Raw genomic sequence first — 16,255 nt, 5'->3', positions numbered from 1 at the left:
CTCTCCGCGAGCGGGCGTCAGGTCGTGTAGTCGGCGTTGAGCTTCACGTACTCCTCGGTGAGGTCGCAGCCGTACACCGTGAACGCGCCGTCGGCGATGCCCAGGTCGATCCGGATGACCACCTCCTCACCGCCCAGGTACGCACGGGCCCGTTCGAGCAGGGCCCCGCTCGGCTCCTCGGGGTACATCGGGAGGTCGTCGAAGCGGATGCTGACGGCCGCCGGATCGATGTCGGTCTCGTCCTCCAGCTTGCCGATGGCCATGGTGACGCGGCCCCAGTTCGGGTCGGCGCCGTGCACGGCAGCCTTGACCAGCGGGGAGTTGACCACGCTCTTGCCGACGCGCTTGGCCTGGGCCGCGTCCCGGGCCCCGGTCACCCGCACCTCGATCAGTTTGGAGGCCCCCTCGCCGTCCGAGGCGATCTCCCGTACGAGGTGCAGTGCGCACTCGTACAGCGCCTGTTCGAAGGCGGGGAGGTCGACCGCTCCGGCGAGCCCGTTGGCGAAGATCGCGGCGGTGTCGCTGGTGGAGGTGTCGGTGTCGATGCTCAGGGCGTTGAACGTCCGGTCCATCACCCGGCGGAACAGGGCGTCGAGTTCGGGGGCCGGGATGTCCGCGTCGGTGAAGAAGAAGGTCAGCAGCGTCGCCATGTTGGGCTCGATCATGCCCACGCCCTTGGCGATGCCGACGAGCACGGCGTCGCCGCAGCGTACGTGGAGGTACTTGGGGCGGGTGTCCGTGGTCATGATCGCCTGGGCCGCGGCCGCGTAGTCGGCCTCCGGGAACGGCCAGGTCATGGCGTCGAGCCCGGCGCGGATGCCGTCCATGGGGTAGGGGCGCCCGATCACGCCGGTGGAGGCGATGACCAGTTCGTCCGGGGCGATGCCGGCGATCTCGGCGACCCGGCGGCGCACCTCCGCGGCGTTCTCCGCGCCGGTGCGGCCGGTGGCGACGTTGGCGTTGCGGGACAGCACGACCATGCCGCGGCTGTGCTGGAGCGCGGCCGCCTCGCGGCTGAGCACGACGCTGGGGCCGGCGAAGCGCGAGCGGGTGAAGACGGCCGCGGAGCGGCACGGGACCTCGGAGATGACCGCCGCGAAGTCGTCCTCGACGTCCTTGAGGCCCATGTTGGTGGTGACGGCCCGGAAGCCCCGGGGCACAGCAGGCTGCATGGTCGATCGATCCCTCTCCGTACGGGTCCCGGTCCGGGTCGCGCAGGACGAATCGAACCACCGGGATGTGAATGAAGTTGCGGAGATCTGAATACATCAATCATCGGTGCGGGGTCAACGCGGATTCCAAATGGCGCTCCAACTCGGACAGAAGAGGGATGCGCACCACCTCCTCGTACAGGTCGGTACTGCATGAGTATGCGGTCTTCCCGGGGGCGCGCCGACTGCGGCCGCCCGGGCGACGCCTGCCGGATTCCTCGCGCCCGGCCCCTGCCCGCGGCCCGGCGGCTGGGCTACTGTGCCGCTTGACGCACCGTGTCCGAGCAGCCGACGGACCGTCAGCAGACCACCGGGAGGCCACCGCATGCGCCGTATCGCCGTCGTCGGAGCGGGCCAGGCCGGCCTGCAGCTCGCGCTCGGGCTGGTGGCCGACGGATGCGAGGTGACGCTGGTCGCCGAACGCACCCCGGAGCAGGTGCGGGGCGGGCGGGTGCTGTCCACCCAGGCCATGTTCGGCCCGGCGCTGCGGATCGAGGCGGCGGCCGGACTGGACCTGTGGGCGGACGAGGCCCCGTCGGTGTCCTCGGTCGACGCCGTGCTGGTCGCGCCGCCGGCCACCCGCGTCCTGGAGTTCACCATGACCCTGGACGAGCCCGGCCGCTCGGTCGACCAGCGGGTCAAGCTGGCCCGTTGGCTGGAACTGCTCGCCGAGCGCGGCGGCCGGGTCGAGTACCGCTCGCTGGACCGGGCCGGGCTGCACGCGCTGGCCCGGCGGCACGAGCTGACCGTGGTCGCGGCCGGGCGCGGCGAGCTGGCCGGGATCTTCGAACGGAACGCCGCCCGCTCACCCTTCGACCGGCCGCAGCGCGCGCTGTCCTGCCTGTACGCGCACGGCGTCGGCTCGCCCGACCCGGCCGCCGGGCCCCGCGCCCGGATGCACGCCCTGCCCGGCCTGGGCGAGCTCTACCTCCAGCCCGCCCTGACCCGCTCCGGCCCCTGCGACATCCTGCTCTGGGAGGCGCTGCCCGGCAGCCCGCTGGACGCCTTCGGCGACGGCCCCGAGGTCGGCGTCCAACTCGACCGGATGCGCGCGCTGTTGGCCGAGTACCTGCCCTGGGAGGCGGAGCTGTGGCGGGACGCCGAGCCGACCGACGCCGGGGCCGGGCTCTGCGGCGCGGTGACCCCGACGGTCCGCCGCCCGGTGGCGGAACTGGGCTCGGGCGTCGACGCCGTGCACGTCCTGGGCCTGGGCGACGCCGTGGTGGTCAACGACCCGATCACCGGCCAGGGCGCCAACGGCGCCGCGCGCGCCGCGGACGCCTACCGGCAGGCGATCCGCGAGCACGGCGACGCCCCGTTCACGGCGGACTGGATGTGCCGCACCGCCGAGCGGTTCTGGCAGCAACACGCCCGACACGCCGTCGAGTTCACGGCCGCCATGCTGACCGTGCCGGACCACCTGCAGGCCGTCTTCGCGGCCGCCGCCGAGCACCCGGCGGTCGCCCGCCGGCTGGCCAACACCTACGCCGAACCGAGCGACCACGCCGCCTGGCTGGCCACCCCCGAGCTGACCTCCGCCTACCTCGCCACCATCGGGCGTTAGGGGTCCGACGCGGACCCCACCCTCGCCTCGGCGGGCGTCAGGGGTCCGACGCGGACCCCACTTGCCCCCGGCCCGCCCCCGGGACGACGCTGGAGGGGGACGGCAACGGGTGCGGGAGGCGTCGCTCGTGGACGATCGTGACCCCGCGAGGCGGTCCGAGCGCGGCCACCGGAGCGTGCCGCACACGGCGGACCTGCGGGTGGAGGCATGGGCGCCGACGGCCGAGGGCTGCATCGGCGAGCTGGTGCACGCCGTCGTCGGCAGCTTCGCCGACCTGTCCGGCGCCCGGATCGTCGGCGAGCGCGCCTGCACCGTGCTCGCGGTGAGCGACCCGGACCTGCTCGCGGGCGTCCTGGAGGAGGTCATCTACCGGATGGACGCCGACGGCGAACTGCCCGCCGAGCTCGCCCTCGGGCCGATCCACGGCCTGGACGGCGCCCGCAGCGTGGAAGTGCGCTTCCGGATGGCCGACACCTCGACCGCCGCCCTGGTCGGCGCCGTGCCGAAGGCCGTCTCGCTGCACGGCCTGGAGCTGGGCGGGGCACCGGGCGGCTGGACCTGCGCCGCCACCGTGGACGTCTGAGGCGCGCGCCGAGCGAGCGGGGTGAGCGAGGTGGAGATCGTACTGGCCGAGGCGGGCCGCCACCGCTGGCGGATCGAGCCGCGCCCGCCGATGCGGGTGCCGGGCGTGGTCTTCGCGAACGGCGCGCTGCTGCCGCAGGCCGCCGGGGACCGCGCGCTGGAGCAGGTCGCGAACGTGGCGACGCTGCCCGGGATCGTCCGCGCCTCCTACGCGATGCCCGACGTGCACTGGGGCTACGGCTTCCCGATCGGCGGAGTCGCCGCCACCGACGTCGAGCGGGGCGGGGTGGTCTCGCCGGGCGGGGTCGGCTTCGACATCTCCTGCGGGGTCCGGCTGCTGGCCGCCGGGGTGGACCGGGACGAGCTCGACGCCGAACGGATCCGCCGTCTGATGGACCTGCTGGACCGCACCGTCCCGCGCGGGCTCGGCCGCGGCGGGCTGTGGCACCTGTCCGGGCCGGAGGAACTGGACGAGCTGCTGCTCGGCGGCGCCCGCTACGCCGTCGAGCACGGCCACGGCGTGCCGCGCGACCTGGAGCGCTGCGAGGACCGCGGGGTGCTGGCCGGCGCGGCCCCCGGCGAGGTGAGCACCCGGGCCGTCGAACGGGGCCTGCAACAGGTCGGCAGCCTCGGCTCGGCCAACCACTTCCTGGAGGTGCAGGCCGTCGACCGGGTGCAGGACCCGGAGACCGCCGCCGCCTTCGGACTGCGGACGGGCCAGGTCTGCGTCATGATCCACTGCGGCTCGCGCGGTCTCGGCCACCAGATCTGCACCGACCACGTCCGGGCCATGGACCGCGAACTGCACCGCTACCGGATCGAGCTCCCGGACCGCCAGCTCGCCTGCACCCCGGTCGACTCCCCGCGCGGCCGCGCCTACCTCGGCGCCATGACCGCCGCGGCCAACTACGGGCGGGCCAACCGGCAGCTGCTCTCCGAAGCCGCCCGGCGCGCCTTCGCCACCGCCCTCGGCGTCGGACTGGAGCTGGTCTACGACGTCTCGCACAACCTCGCCAAGCTGGAGACCCACGAGGTGGACGGCGAGGCACGGAAGCTCTGCGTCCACCGCAAGGGCGCCACCCGCGCCCTGCCGCCCGGCGACCCGGACCTGCCCGCCGACCTGGCCGCGGCCGGGCAGCCGGTGCTGGTGCCGGGGACCATGGGCACCGCCTCGTACGTCATGGTCGGCCTGCCCGGCAACGAGGCCTTCCGCTCCGCCTGCCACGGCGCCGGCCGGGTGTGGAGCCGCCACCAGGCGCTGCGCACGGTGCGCGGCGAGCACCTCAAGGGCGAACTGGAGGCGCGCGGCATCGCCGTCCGGCCCGCCTCGATGCGGGCCCTGGCCGAGGAGACGCCCGAGGCGTACAAGGACGTGGACGCGGTGGCCGCCGTCACCGAGGCCGCCGGACTGGCCCGGCAGGTCGCCCGGTTGATCCCGCTGGGGGTCTGCAAGGGATGAGCCGCCGGGACGGCCGCCCCGGTCCCCAGTCGCCACACACGCCCCGGGAACACCGCTTGCCGCAGCCCGGGGGCGCGGCCGGTTTCGCCGTTCCCCAGCGTGTCGGGCGACAACCCCCGGTGGATCGGGCCAGGGTGAGCGGGACCTGACCGCCCGCCCGAAGGCCGAGGCACCCCGATGCACCGTGACCTGGCGCCCGGAGCCGCCGCGCCGGAAGGGTGGCCCGATCCCCGCCGCAGGCTGCCGCGCACCGACGCCGTGCTGGCCGATCCCCGGCTCGCCGAGGCCGCCGGGCGCCTCGGGCGTCCGCTCGTCAAGGCGGCCGTCGTCGAGGCCCAGGAGCGGGCCAGGCGCGGGGAGATCGGACCGGCCGAGGTCGCCGAGGAGGCCGTCCGGGCGCTGCCGCCGACGGCCTCCGCGCTGCGCCCGGTGCTCAACGCCACCGGGGTGCTGCTGCACACCAACCTCGGCCGGGCCGCCCTGTCCGAGGCGGCCCGGCAGGCGGTGCTGGCCGCCGCCGGTGCCACGGACGTCGAGTTCGACCTCGCCTCCGGCGACCGCGCCCCACGCGGCCGTTCGACCGTACGGGCCCTGCTCGACCGGGTCCCCGCCGCGCAGGCCGCGCACCTGGTGAACAACGGCGCCGCCGCCCTGGTCCTGGCCGCCACCGCGCTCGCCCAGGGCCGCGAGATCATCGTCAGCAGGGGCGAACTGGTCGAGATCGGCGACGGGTTCCGCCTGCCGGACCTGCTCGCCTCGACGGGCGCGCGGCTGCGCGAGGTCGGCACGACCAACCGGACGACCACCGCCGACTACGCCGCCGCCGTCGGGGAGTCCACCGGCTTCATCCTCCGGGTCCACCCGTCGAACTTCCGCATCACCGGCTTCACCGGCGCCCCCGAACTCGCCGAACTCGCCGCGCTCGGGCCGCCGTTGGTCGCCGACATCGGCTCGGGTCTGCTCCGGCGCGAGCCGCTGCTGCCCGACGAGCCGGACGCCGAGGGCTGGCTGCGGGCCGGCGCGGACCTGGTCACCGCCAGCGGCGACAAACTGCTCGGCGGCCCGCAGTGCGGCCTGCTGCTGGGCCGCGCGGACCTCGTCCGCACCCTCGCCCGGCACCCGCTGGCGCGCGCCCTGAGGGTGGACAAGCTGACCCTGGCCGCACTGGAGGCCACGGTCAACTCGCCTGAAACGCCGACGAGTTCAGCTCTGCACGTCGAGGTGCGGGAGCTGCGCGAACGGGCCGGGCGACTGGCCGCGGCGCTGGCAGCCGAGGGCATCCCGGCCCGGGCGGTCGACAGCCCCGCCGTGGTCGGCGGCGGCGGGGCGCCCGGGGTGGTCCTGCCCAGCGCCGCCGTGGCCCTGCCGGAGGCGTACGCCGCCCCGCTCCGGCAGGGGCCGACACCGGTGGTCGGCCGGACCGCCGACGGCTCCTGCCTGCTCGACCTGCGCACGGTGCCGGCGCCGGCCGACGCCGAACTCGCCGCAGCCGTCCGCCTGGCCGCCGAGGAGCTGGCCCGACCGTGAGCACGACCCCGCCCCGCACCCGGCCACCCGCCCCGCACCCGCCCCGCACCCGGCCACCCGCCCCGCACCCGGCCACCCGCCCCGCACCCGCCCACCCGCCCGGAGCCCGAATGCACGTGATCGCCACCGCCGGGCACGTCGACCACGGGAAGTCGGCCCTGGTAAGGGCACTCACCGGGATGGAGCCGGACCGGTGGCCCGAGGAGCGGCGCCGGGGAATGACGATCGACCTCGGCTTCGTCTGGACCGCGCTCCCCGGCGCCGGGCACGTCGCCTTCGTCGACGTGCCCGGCCACGAGCGGCTGGTGGCCACCATGCTGGCCGGGGTCGGGCCCGTCCCCGCCGTGCTGTTCGTCGTGGCGGCGGACCAGGGCTGGCAGGCGCAGTCCGCGGAACACCTCGCCGTGCTCGACGCACTGCGGGTGCGCCACGGCCTGCTCGCCGTCACCCGCAGCGACCTGGCCGACCCGGCCCCGACCCGGGAGGAGGCGCTCGCCCGGCTGGCCCGCAGCTCGCTGGGCCGGGTCGAGGCGGTGGCCGTCAGCTCGGTGACCGGCGCGGGGCTGCCGGAGCTGCGCGCCGCCCTGGTCCGGCTGACGGCCCGGCTGCCCGCTCCCGACCCGGCCGCCGACGTCCGGCTGTGGGTCGACCGCACCTTCACCGTCCGGGGCCACGGCACCGTCGTCACCGGCACGCTCGCGGCCGGCGCGATCGCCGTCGGCGACCGACTGCTCGCCGTCGGCGGATCCGCGGCCGCACAGCCCGCCGAGGGCGAACCGCTGCGGGTACGCGGCCTGGAGAGCCTCAAGTGCCCGCTGGCCGAAGTCGCCGCGACCGCCCGGGTGGCGGTCAACGTGCACGGCCCCGCCGCCGCCGGGCTGCGGCGCGGCAGCGCCCTGCTGGCCCCCGGCCGCTGGCTCACCACCGACACCGTGGACGTCCGCCTGCGCGGCGACCCGGCCGCCGACCTGCCGCGCCGGCTCACCCTGCACCTCGGCTCGGCCGCCGTTCCGGCGACCGTCCGCCCCCTCGGCCCGGACACCGCCCGGCTCACCCTGGCCGCGCGCCTCCCGCTGCGGATCGACGACACCGCCCTGCTCCGCGACCCCGGCCTGCACCGGATCGCCGCGGCGGCCACCGTCCTCGACGTCCGCCCGCCCGCCTTCACCCGCCGGGGCGCGGCGGCCCGCCACGCCCACGAACTCGAAGGACGGCGCGGCGCACCCGACCCGGCCGCCGAACTCCGCCGACGCGGCCTGATCCGCCGCCCCGAGTTCACCGCGATGGGCCTCACCCCGCCCCAGGAGCCCGTCACCGGGGACTGGCTGTGCGACCCGGGCCGGTGGGCGCACCTCCGACGCCGCCTCCGTGAGGCCGTCGAACGCCACGCGGCCGAGCGGCCGACCGATCCCGGCCTGCCCGTCGAAGCGGCCCGCCGACTGCTCGACCTGCCCGACCGCGCCCTCGTCACCGCCCTGCTGCGGGGAACGGACGGCCGACTGGAGCAGCGTGAAGGACGGCTCTACGGCAGCGTCACCGGCCCCGCCCTGCCGCCCGCCGTCCAGGAGGTGCGGGCCCGCCTCGCCGCCCACCCCTTCCGCGCCCCCGAGGCGGACGAGCTCGCGGCCCTCGGCCTGACTCCCAAGCTGCTGGCCGCCGCGGCCGCCGCCGGCGCCCTGTTGCGGCTGCCCGACGGCATCGTGCTGCTCCCGGACGCCGACTGCCGCGCCGCCGCCGAACTCGCCCGCCTGGCACAGCCGTTCACCACCAGCGACGCCAGGATCGCCCTCGACAGCACCCGGCGGGTGGTCATCCCGCTGCTGGAGCACCTGGACCGGCGCGGCTGGACGGAACGCGTCGACCCCACCCACCGCCGCCTCACCCCGGCGGCCCGTGGCGGAGGCGGACGGGAATCGAACCCGCCTGCCCGAGATCCTCGGACACCTCGGTTTTGAAGACCGGGAGGGCCACCAGGCACCCACACGCCTCCCCACCACCGCCCCATGGAAGCGGCCCGGCCGCCCCCGGATCAACCCGCCACACCGCACGGAGGAGACGCCATGACCACCGGCACCCCGATCCGCCTCACCGGCTACGCCCACGGCGGCGGCTGCGCCTGCAAGATCCCGCCGGGCGAACTGGAGGCCGCGCTGGCCGGCCTCCTCCCGCCGCAGGGCGGCCCCGGCGCGGCCGAGCTGCTGGTCGGCCCGGAGAGCGGGGACGACGCCGCCGCCGTCCTCCTCCCGGACGGGGACACGGCCGTGATCGCCACCGCCGACTTCTTCACCCCGGTCGTCGACGACCCCTACGACTGGGGCCGGATCGCCGCCGCCAACGCGCTCTCCGACGTCTACGCGATGGGCGGCCGCCCGCTGGTCGCCGTCAACCTGCTCGCCTGGCCGCGCGAGGTGCTGCCCTTCGAACTGGCCCGGGAGGTGATGCGCGGCGGCCTCGCCGTCGCCCGGCAGGCCGGCTGCCACGTCGGCGGCGGCCACAGCATCGACGACCCCGAGCCCAAGTACGGCATGGCCGTCACCGGCGTCGCCGACCCGGCCCGCCTGCTGCGCAACGACGCCGGCCGCCCCGGCCTGCCGCTGTCGCTCAGCAAGCCGCTCGGCACCGGCGTGCTGAACAACCGGCACAAGGCGACCGGCGAGCGCTTTCCGGAGGCCGTCGAGCTGATGGCCGCGCTGAACCGCGACGCGGCGCGCGCCGCGATGGACGCCGGGGCCCGCTGCGCCACCGACGTCACCGGCTTCGGGCTGCTCGGCCACCTGTACAAGCTGGCCCGCGCCTCGGGCGTGACGGCCGTGGTCGACGCGGCGGCGGTGCCCTACCTGGCCGGGGCCCGGGAGGCGGTGCGGGACGGCTTCGTCAGCGGCGGAACGCGCCGCAACCTCGACTGGGTGGCGCCGCACACCGACTTCGGCCGGGCCGGCGAGGAGGAGCGGCTGCTGCTGGCCGACGCCCAGACCTCCGGCGGGCTGCTGGTCGCGGGCGAGCTCCCGGGCGCACCGGTGATCGGCGAACTCGTGCCGCGCGGCGAGCACACCCTCGTCGTGCGGTAGTCACGCCTCCGTACCCGTCCGGTCGGTGATGCCCGCGCGGCGGCAGTACTCGCGGACCAGCTCCACCGAGGCCGGGCCGCGCGGCCGCCGCCCGGGCCGGATGTCGCAGGCGAGCGCCTTGGCCTCCTGGATGTGGGTGTTGGGGTCCAGCGACAGGTGCAGCAGCTCGTTCGCCGCGTCGCCGGTGGTGTAGCCGTTCGGCCCCCAGTGGTAGGGCAGCCCGACCTGGTACAGGGTGCGGCCGTGCACGGTCAGCGGCATCATCCGGTCCGTCACCAGGACCCGTGCCTCGATCACGCCGCGGGCCGTCACCACGGTGGCCCAGCCCAGGTGTTCCAGCCCGCGCTCGGCGGCGAGCTGCGGGGAGACCTCGCAGAACATCGCGGGCTGGAGCTCGGCGAGGTAGGGCTGCCAGCGCGTCATGCCGCCCGCCGTGTGGTGCTCGGTGAGCCGGTAGGTGGTGGCGACGTACGGGAAGACCTCGGAGCCCGGTTCGGCGCCGCTCGGCTGGTACCGGTTGTCCGGCAACGAGGGCAGCAAGTGGCGTACCGGATTGCGCTGTTGGCCGTACAGGAGGTTGTCGAACGGGGAGTCCTGGGGCTCGTAGTGGGTGGGCAGCGGGCCGTCGGTCAGCCCGGCCGGGACGAACAGCCAGCCCTTGCCGTCGGCCTGCATGACGAACGCGTCGTCGCCGGCGAGGGCCTCGGCGGCGCGGGCCCCGGCCGGGGGGCGGTGGCCGGGGGGCGTCTCGGCGGGGAAGTCCGGGACGTCGTGCCCGGTCCAGCGGGAGTGCTCGGAGTCCCACCACACCAGGGCCTTGCGCTCGCTCCACGGCCGGCCGTCCCGGTCGGCCGACGCCCGGTTGTAGAGGATGCGGCGGTTCGCGGGCCAGGCCCAGCCCCACTCGTTGGCGACCCAGTCCTGCTCCCGGCCGGGCTTGCGACGGGCCGCCTGGTTGACGCCGTCGGCGTACACGCCGCAGTAGATCCAGCAGCCGCACTCGGTGGAGCCGTCGTCCTTCAACTGGGTGTACGAGGAGAGCGGACGCCCCTCGGCGTCCCGGCCGTTGATCTCGGCGAGGACGGCCTCGGCGTCCGGCTCGTCGAGCCGGCCCCGGGTGGGGTAGTCCCAGGTGAGGTCGAGCACCGGGCGGTCCATCTCGTCGGTGGAGGCGGCGAGCCTGCGCCGGATGATCCGGCCCAGGTGGTAGGTGAACCACAGGTCGCTGCGCGCCTCCCCGGCCGGCTCCACGGCGGTGTGGTGCCACTGGAGCATCCGCTGGGTGTTGGTGAAGCTGCCGTCCTTCTCGGTGTGCGCCGCGGCCGGGAGGAAGAAGACCTCGGTGTCGATGTCCTCGGTCCGCAGCTCGCCGGTCTCGATCTCCGGGCCGTCCTTCCACCAGGTGGCGCTCTCGATCAGCGAGAAGTCGCGCACCACCAGCCACTTGAGGCCGGCCATGCCGAGCCGCTGCAGCTTGGTGGCCGCCGAGCCGACCGCCGGGTTCTCGCCGAACAGGAAGTAGCCCTCGCAGGAGCCCTCCCGCTGGGCCAGCACCGTCTCGTAGGTGCTGTGCGAGCCGGTCAGCCGGGGCAGGTAGTCGAAGCAGTAGTCGTTGTCCGCCCGCGCGGCCTCACCCCAGTACGACTTCAGCAGGCTGACCAGGTAGGAGCGCATCCCGCCCCAGAAGCCCTTGTGGGCGGCCTCCGCCTCGACGAAGGTGTCGAGCGTCTCGTCGGCGTGGGCGTAGGGCATCGGGATGTAGCCCGGCAGCAGGTTGAACAGCGTCGGGATGTCGGTGGAGCCCTGGATGGACGCGTGCCCGCGCAGGGCCAGAATGCCGCCGCCCGGGCGGCCGATGTTGCCGAGCAGCAGCTGCAGCACGGCGGCCGTGCGGATGTACTGCACGCCGACGGTGTGCTGGGTCCAGCCGACCGCGTACGCGAGCGCGGTGGTGCGCTCCCGCCCGGAGTTCTCCGTGACCAGCTCGCAGACCTGCCGGAAGACGTCCTGTGGTACGCCGCAGATCCGCTCCACCAGCTCGGGCGTGTAGCGCGCGTAGTGCCGCTTGAGCACCTGGAAGACGCACCGGGGGTGGTTCAGCGACTCGTCGCGGCGCGGCTCCTCCTCGCCGATCGCGGCGCCGCCCGAGCCGTGCGTCTCGCCCCGGCCCGTCTCGGAGGTGCGCCGGTCGTACTGCTGGTCGCGCGTCCCGGAGGCGGCCTGGACGTCGAGGCCCTCGTACTGCCAGGTCTCGGGGTCATAGGTGCGGCCCTCGCGGTCCAGGCCGGAGAACACGCCGTCGAGGTCCTCGGTGTCGCGGAAGTCGTCCCGCAGCAGTACCGGCGCGTTGGTGAACGCGACGACGTACTCGCGGAAGTACTTCTCCTGCTGGAGGACGTGGTTGACGATGCCGCCGAGGAAGGCGATGTCACTGCCCGCGCGCAGCGGCACGTGCAGGTCCGCCAGGGCGCTGGTCCTGGTGAACCGCGGGTCGACGTGGATGACCTTGGCCCCGCGCGCCTTGGCCTCCATCACCCACTGGAAGCCCACCGGGTGGCACTCGGCCATGTTGGAGCCCTGGATGACGATGCAGTCGGCGTGCTGCAGGTCCTGCTGGAAGGACGTGGCGCCGCCGCGGCCGAACGAGGTCCCCAGACCGGGGACGGTGGAGGAGTGTCAAATACGGGCCTGGTTCTCGATCTGCACCGCGCCGAGCGCGGTGAACAGCTTCTTGATCAGGTAGTTCTCCTCGTTGTCCAGGGTCGCGCCGCCCAGGCTCGCGAAGCCCAGGGTGCGGCGGGTGCGGACCCCGTCGACCTCCCACTGCCAGCCGTTGCGCCGGGAGGCGATCACCCGGTCGGCGATCATCTCCATCGCGGTGTCCAGCGGCAGCGGCTCCCACCCGGTGCCGTGCGGGCGGCGGTACAGCACCCGGTACTCGCGGGCCGGGCCGGTGGTCAGCTGGAGGCTGGCCGAACCCTTGGGGCAGAGGCGGCCGCGCGAGACCGGCGAATCCGGGTCGCCCTCGATCTGGGTGACCCTGCCGTCCTCGACGTAGACGTCCTGGCCGCAGCCGACCGCGCAGTACGGGCAGACGGACTTGACCACCTCGTCCGCCGTGCCGGTGCGGGGCGTCAGGTGCTCGCTGCGGGCGCTCTTGGCCGCCTCGCCGCGGCCCAGCGGGTCCGTGCCGGTCAGCTGGCGGTAGACCGGCCAGGAGTCGATCCAGGTCCGTACACCCACGGCGGAACCTCCTCGTGCCGGGCGGCGCCGCGATCGCGGGCCGCCGTTCCCATCATCGTCGCGGCGCGCTCAGCCCGCAGGCCGGGCCGCCAGCCGCTCCCGCTGGGGGAGCACCGTGTACTTCGGGTCCTCGGCGGAGCGGACCCCGCCCAGGAAGATCCCGAACCGCAGGGCGGCCGACCCGGCCAGCAGCGCCGCCCCCGCGGCCGCCGCCACCCGGCGGTCCCGGTGCCCGGCCGCCAGCGCGAGCGCCGCCCCGGCCCCGGTCAGCAGCTCCGCCGCCCGCATCAGACGGCCCGCCCGGCCGGTGTGCAGCGGCTCGGCGCTCAGACCCATCCGGCCGGTCATCACCCGGGTGGCGCCGAGTTCGAGCGCGGCGCCGAAGGCGGCGGCGCGCCGGGCCGGGCCGTTCTGCGCGAGGGGCGCGGTCAGCAGGCCGAGGCCCGCCGCGGCGGACACGGCCGAGCCGCCGAACGCGAACGGCAGCTCGCGATGGCCGTCGTGCCAGCTCGGCACGGCGGTGTCGGCGATCAGGACGGCCGTGTAGGTGCAGACGCCCGTGCCCAGCAGGGCGGCGCCGGCCCCGGCGGCCGTGCCGAGCCGCGGCAGCCTGCCGGTCACCGTGCTCGCGGCGGCGGCAGCGGCGAGCGGCACGTACCCGGCGAGCAGCCAGGAGCCCACGCTCATCGGCGAGGTCGGCTTGACGACGCGCAGCATGTTGACGAAGCGCCCCGGGCGGCCGAGGTCGTGGACCAGCGCCACCAGCGACAGCCCGATCGCGCCGAAGGCGCCCACCCGCAGGGGGCGCGCCAGCTTCGGGCAGCCGCAGGCCCCGGCACCGGCGGCCAGCGCGGAGGAGCCGCCCGCGAGCCCGCCGAGGAACAGGTAGCCGGCGATGTCGAGCGGCTTCCAGACGGGCTTCTTGAGCACCGGGCGGCCGTAGTACGAGTCGAACTCGGCCGGGGGAACCATGGCCCGCTCCCTGCAGCCACGCCCGCCGCCGCCGCGCCCGCCGCCGCCGCGCCCGCCGCCGCCGCGCCCGCCGCCGGCGTGCGCGGGCCGGCTCACCGCGGCCTCCGCAGGCAGCACGCCGCCACTCCGGCGGCGACCGTGACGGCGGCGACGGCGGCCCGGCGCCACATGGCGGGCAGGTCCCGGGTGGTCACCACCGGGTCCGGCGGCAGGCCGTAGACCTCGGGTTCGTCCAGCAGCAGGAAGAACGCCCCCGCGCCGTCCACGCCGTCCCGCGGGTCCGCGCCGTACAGCCGGGCCTTCGGGTTGCCGGACTCCTGGAGCGTCCGGACCCGCTCGGCGGCCCGTTCGCGCAGCTTGTCGAGCGGCCCGAACTGGATCGAGTCGGTGGGACAGGCCTTGGCGCAGGCCGGTTCCTGCCCGGCGCCCAGACGGTCGTAGCACATCGTGCACTTCCACACCCGGCCGTCGGCGGGCCGCTGGTCGATGACGCCGAACGGGCAGGCGGGCACGCAGTAGCCGCAGCCGTTGCAGATGTCCTCCTGGACGACGACGGTGCCGAACTCGGTGCGGAACAGCGCGCCGGTCGGGCAGACGTCGAGGCAGCCCGCACTGGTGCAGTGCTTGCACACGTCGGAGGACATCAGCCAGCGCAGCTCGGTGCGCCCGTCGGGGGCGACCGGCGCGATCGTGCCCGGGGCCCGGGCCGGATCGTCCAGCCGGGCGGCCTCGGCGAACACGTCGACCCGGCTGTGGTCGGGTGTCGTCCAGTCGCCGCCGGGGGGCCTGGACTGCTCGACGAACGCGACGTGGCGCCAGGAGTCGGCGCCGAGACCCCGGGTGTTGTCGTACGACATCCCGGTCAGTTCGAGGCCGCGCTCGGGGACGGCGTTCCACTCCTTGCACGCCACCTCGCAGGCCTTGCAGCCGATGCACACCGAGGTGTCGGTGAAGAACCCGACCCTCGGCGGCTGCTCCGATCGCTGCTCCACAGCCGGTCTCCTTCCGCGGAGGGGAGCGGACCCGCCGCCCCGCCTCCCACCCAACCGCTCCGGACGCGCCCCCGCGACCCGGCCGCACAGCCCGCCCCCGCCCCCGCCTCAGCCTCAGCCCCCGCCTCAGCCTCGGCCGAGGTCGAAGGCGGTGGGGCCGTGCCCCGCCCAGACGGTGCGGGAGGCCTGCTCGGGGTAGCGGACGGTCTCCGAGCGGGCGCCCAGGACCCGGGTGAGCTGACGCTCCGGCTCGTGGGCGGCCCACCCGGGCTCGCCGGTGGTGACGAACCGTACCCAGGCCCCCCGCAGCTCCCGGGACAGCTCGACGGCTTCCGGGGCGGGCGGGTCCCCGAGGAAGTGCCGGCCCATCGGGCTGCCCAGGCTGCCGAAGGCCAGCGGGACGTCCAGGCCGTGGCAGGCGCCGAAGACCCCGCCCATGGCGGGGGCCGGGTAGGCGAGTTCGAAGAGGTACGAGGTGCCGCCGGCCGCCGTGTTGCCCTCGGCGAGGTGGAGCGAGGGCATCCGGAACAGGGCGTCGGAGAAGACGGCTTCGACCAGGTCCCCGGGCGTGGCGCCGGGGAGGGCGGCGCGGTAGGCGTCCGGACCGTCCGGGCCCGGGGCGAGCAGGTCCAGGGCGGTACGGGCGTCCTCCTCGGTGAAGGCGCCGTGCCGGCCGGCGAGGACGGCGAACAGCCGGAACTCGTCGCGGGTGTGGCCGACCAGTAGCTCGGTGCCGTCGGCCCGTCCGGCGGCCAGGGCGGCCCAGGGCTCCTCGGTGAGGACCTCGCCGTCGACCACCGGGACGGTGGCGACGCCGGTGTGGGCGAGCCGCCCCCAGCGCGCCAGGTGCCCGGGGAGTTCGGTGTCGAGGTCGGTGACGGCCTTCGCCAGGCGCCCGGGGTCGACCCCGGCGAGGGCGGCGGCGGTGGGGGCCGTGCCGAGCCGCTCCGCCAGGGCGGCGGTGATCTCGGCGGCCAGCGCCGGGGTGGCCAGGTTGGCCCCGACGCTGTGGGCGATCGCCCGCCGGAACAGACCGCGGGCCCGGGGCATCGTCAGCAGCGCCGCGACCGAGGAGGCCCCGGCCGACTGGCCGGCGATCGTCACCTGTTCGGGATCGCCGCCGAACGCGGCGATGTTGTGCCGCACCCATTCCAGGGCGGCGACCTGGTCGAGGAAGGCGCGGTTGGCCGGGGCGCCCTCGATGAGCGCGAAACCCTCCGCGCCCACCCGGTAGTTGACGGTCACCACGACGATTCCGGCCCGGGCGAGCTCGACCGGGTCGTACAGCGGGTCGCCCGAGGTGCCCGAGATGAATCCGCCGCCGTGGATCCAGACCAGCACCGGCAGCCCGGCCCGGTCCTGGTGCGGGGTGCAGACGTTGAGCGTCAGCCAGTCCGTGCCGGGCGCCGGCTCGACGGGCATCGGCCCGGACTGGGGGACGACGGGGCCGAACTCGAAGGCCTCGCGGACGCCGTCCCAGCGCTCGGGCGGGGCGGGGGCGGCGAAGCGGAGCGGTCCGACCGGCGGGCGGGCGTACGGGAGGCCGCGGAAGACGGCGAGTCCGCGGTCCACCAGGCCGCGGACGGCTCCTTCGGTGGTGTGGGCGACGGGCGGTACGAGCATCTGGACACTCCATC

At 75.6% G+C, this 16,255-nt stretch carries 10 protein-coding genes, 1 tRNA gene and 1 pseudogene; 6 read left to right on the top strand and 6 right to left on the bottom strand.

The genetic code is table 11. The features are described 5' to 3' along the window. Positions 1–17: 17 nt before the first annotated feature. Positions 18–1,172 carry a bifunctional glutamate N-acetyltransferase/amino-acid acetyltransferase ArgJ gene (argJ, locus tag ACZ6Z8_RS03840; protein WP_465606012.1) on the bottom strand — a complete coding sequence of 385 codons (1,155 nt, stop codon included), beginning with the start codon at positions 1,170–1,172 and terminating at the stop codon, positions 18–20. 364 nt (positions 1,173–1,536) lie between these two features. Between argJ and ACZ6Z8_RS03835 the strand changes: the two genes are divergently transcribed. From ACZ6Z8_RS03835 to ACZ6Z8_RS03815, 5 genes and pseudogenes are all read left to right on the top strand, one after another. Further along, entirely contained in the window at positions 1,537–2,775 is a 1,239-nt protein-coding gene (locus tag ACZ6Z8_RS03835) for a styrene monooxygenase/indole monooxygenase family protein (RefSeq protein ID WP_465606010.1), read from the top strand. 127 nt (positions 2,776–2,902) lie between these two features. Next, the gene (locus tag ACZ6Z8_RS03830; protein ID WP_465606008.1) at positions 2,903–3,358 is read left to right on the top strand and encodes an archease; all 456 of its coding nucleotides are present in this window, start codon (positions 2,903–2,905) and stop codon (positions 3,356–3,358) included. Between the two features lie 30 nt (positions 3,359–3,388). After that, the gene (locus ACZ6Z8_RS03825) at positions 3,389–4,816 is read left to right on the top strand and encodes an RtcB family protein (protein ID WP_465606006.1); all 1,428 of its coding nucleotides are present in this window, start codon (positions 3,389–3,391) and stop codon (positions 4,814–4,816) included. A 177-nt stretch (positions 4,817–4,993) separates the two neighbouring features. Further along, positions 4,994–6,343 carry an L-seryl-tRNA(Sec) selenium transferase gene (gene selA / locus ACZ6Z8_RS03820; protein ID WP_465606004.1) on the top strand — a complete coding sequence of 450 codons (1,350 nt, stop codon included), beginning with the start codon at positions 4,994–4,996 and terminating at the stop codon, positions 6,341–6,343. A 110-nt stretch (positions 6,344–6,453) separates the two neighbouring features. Then, positions 6,454–8,205 (top strand): annotated as a pseudogene (locus tag ACZ6Z8_RS03815) (SelB domain-containing protein); the annotation flags it as partial. Between the two features lie 32 nt (positions 8,206–8,237). On the opposite strand, the gene ACZ6Z8_RS03810 reads toward ACZ6Z8_RS03815, so the two are convergent. Continuing rightward, positions 8,238–8,333, bottom strand: a tRNA-Sec gene (locus ACZ6Z8_RS03810). Between the two features lie 70 nt (positions 8,334–8,403). Between ACZ6Z8_RS03810 and selD the strand changes: the two genes are divergently transcribed. After that, positions 8,404–9,411, top strand: coding sequence for a selenide, water dikinase SelD (selD, locus tag ACZ6Z8_RS03805; RefSeq protein ID WP_465606002.1), 1,008 nt, complete (start codon positions 8,404–8,406; stop codon positions 9,409–9,411). Here the strand turns inward: selD and fdh are convergent, their stop codons facing one another. The 4 genes from fdh to ACZ6Z8_RS03785 all read right to left on the bottom strand — a co-directional run bounded on the left by fdh (position 9,412) and on the right by ACZ6Z8_RS03785 (position 16,241). Further along, positions 9,412–12,654: a formate dehydrogenase gene (gene fdh, locus ACZ6Z8_RS03800; RefSeq protein WP_465606000.1), complete on the bottom strand. Its 3,243-nt coding sequence runs from the start codon at positions 12,652–12,654 to the stop codon at positions 9,412–9,414. A gap of 69 nt (positions 12,655–12,723) precedes the next feature. Continuing rightward, entirely contained in the window at positions 12,724–13,626 is a 903-nt protein-coding gene (gene nrfD / locus ACZ6Z8_RS03795; protein WP_465605998.1) for an NrfD/PsrC family molybdoenzyme membrane anchor subunit, read from the bottom strand. A gap of 92 nt (positions 13,627–13,718) precedes the next feature. Next, positions 13,719–14,618 carry a 4Fe-4S dicluster domain-containing protein gene (locus tag ACZ6Z8_RS03790; protein WP_465605997.1) on the bottom strand — a complete coding sequence of 300 codons (900 nt, stop codon included), beginning with the start codon at positions 14,616–14,618 and terminating at the stop codon, positions 13,719–13,721. A 126-nt stretch (positions 14,619–14,744) separates the two neighbouring features. Continuing rightward, positions 14,745–16,241 (bottom strand): carboxylesterase/lipase family protein, encoded by a 1,497-nt coding sequence (locus tag ACZ6Z8_RS03785; RefSeq protein ID WP_465605995.1) that lies wholly within the window; start codon positions 16,239–16,241, stop codon positions 14,745–14,747. Positions 16,242–16,255 lie beyond the last annotated feature (14 nt).

The organism is Kitasatospora sp. NPDC101108, assembly GCF_055584725.1.
The sequence above is the reverse complement of the archived record's forward strand: the minus strand, read 5'-3'. Positions and strand labels throughout refer to the sequence as shown.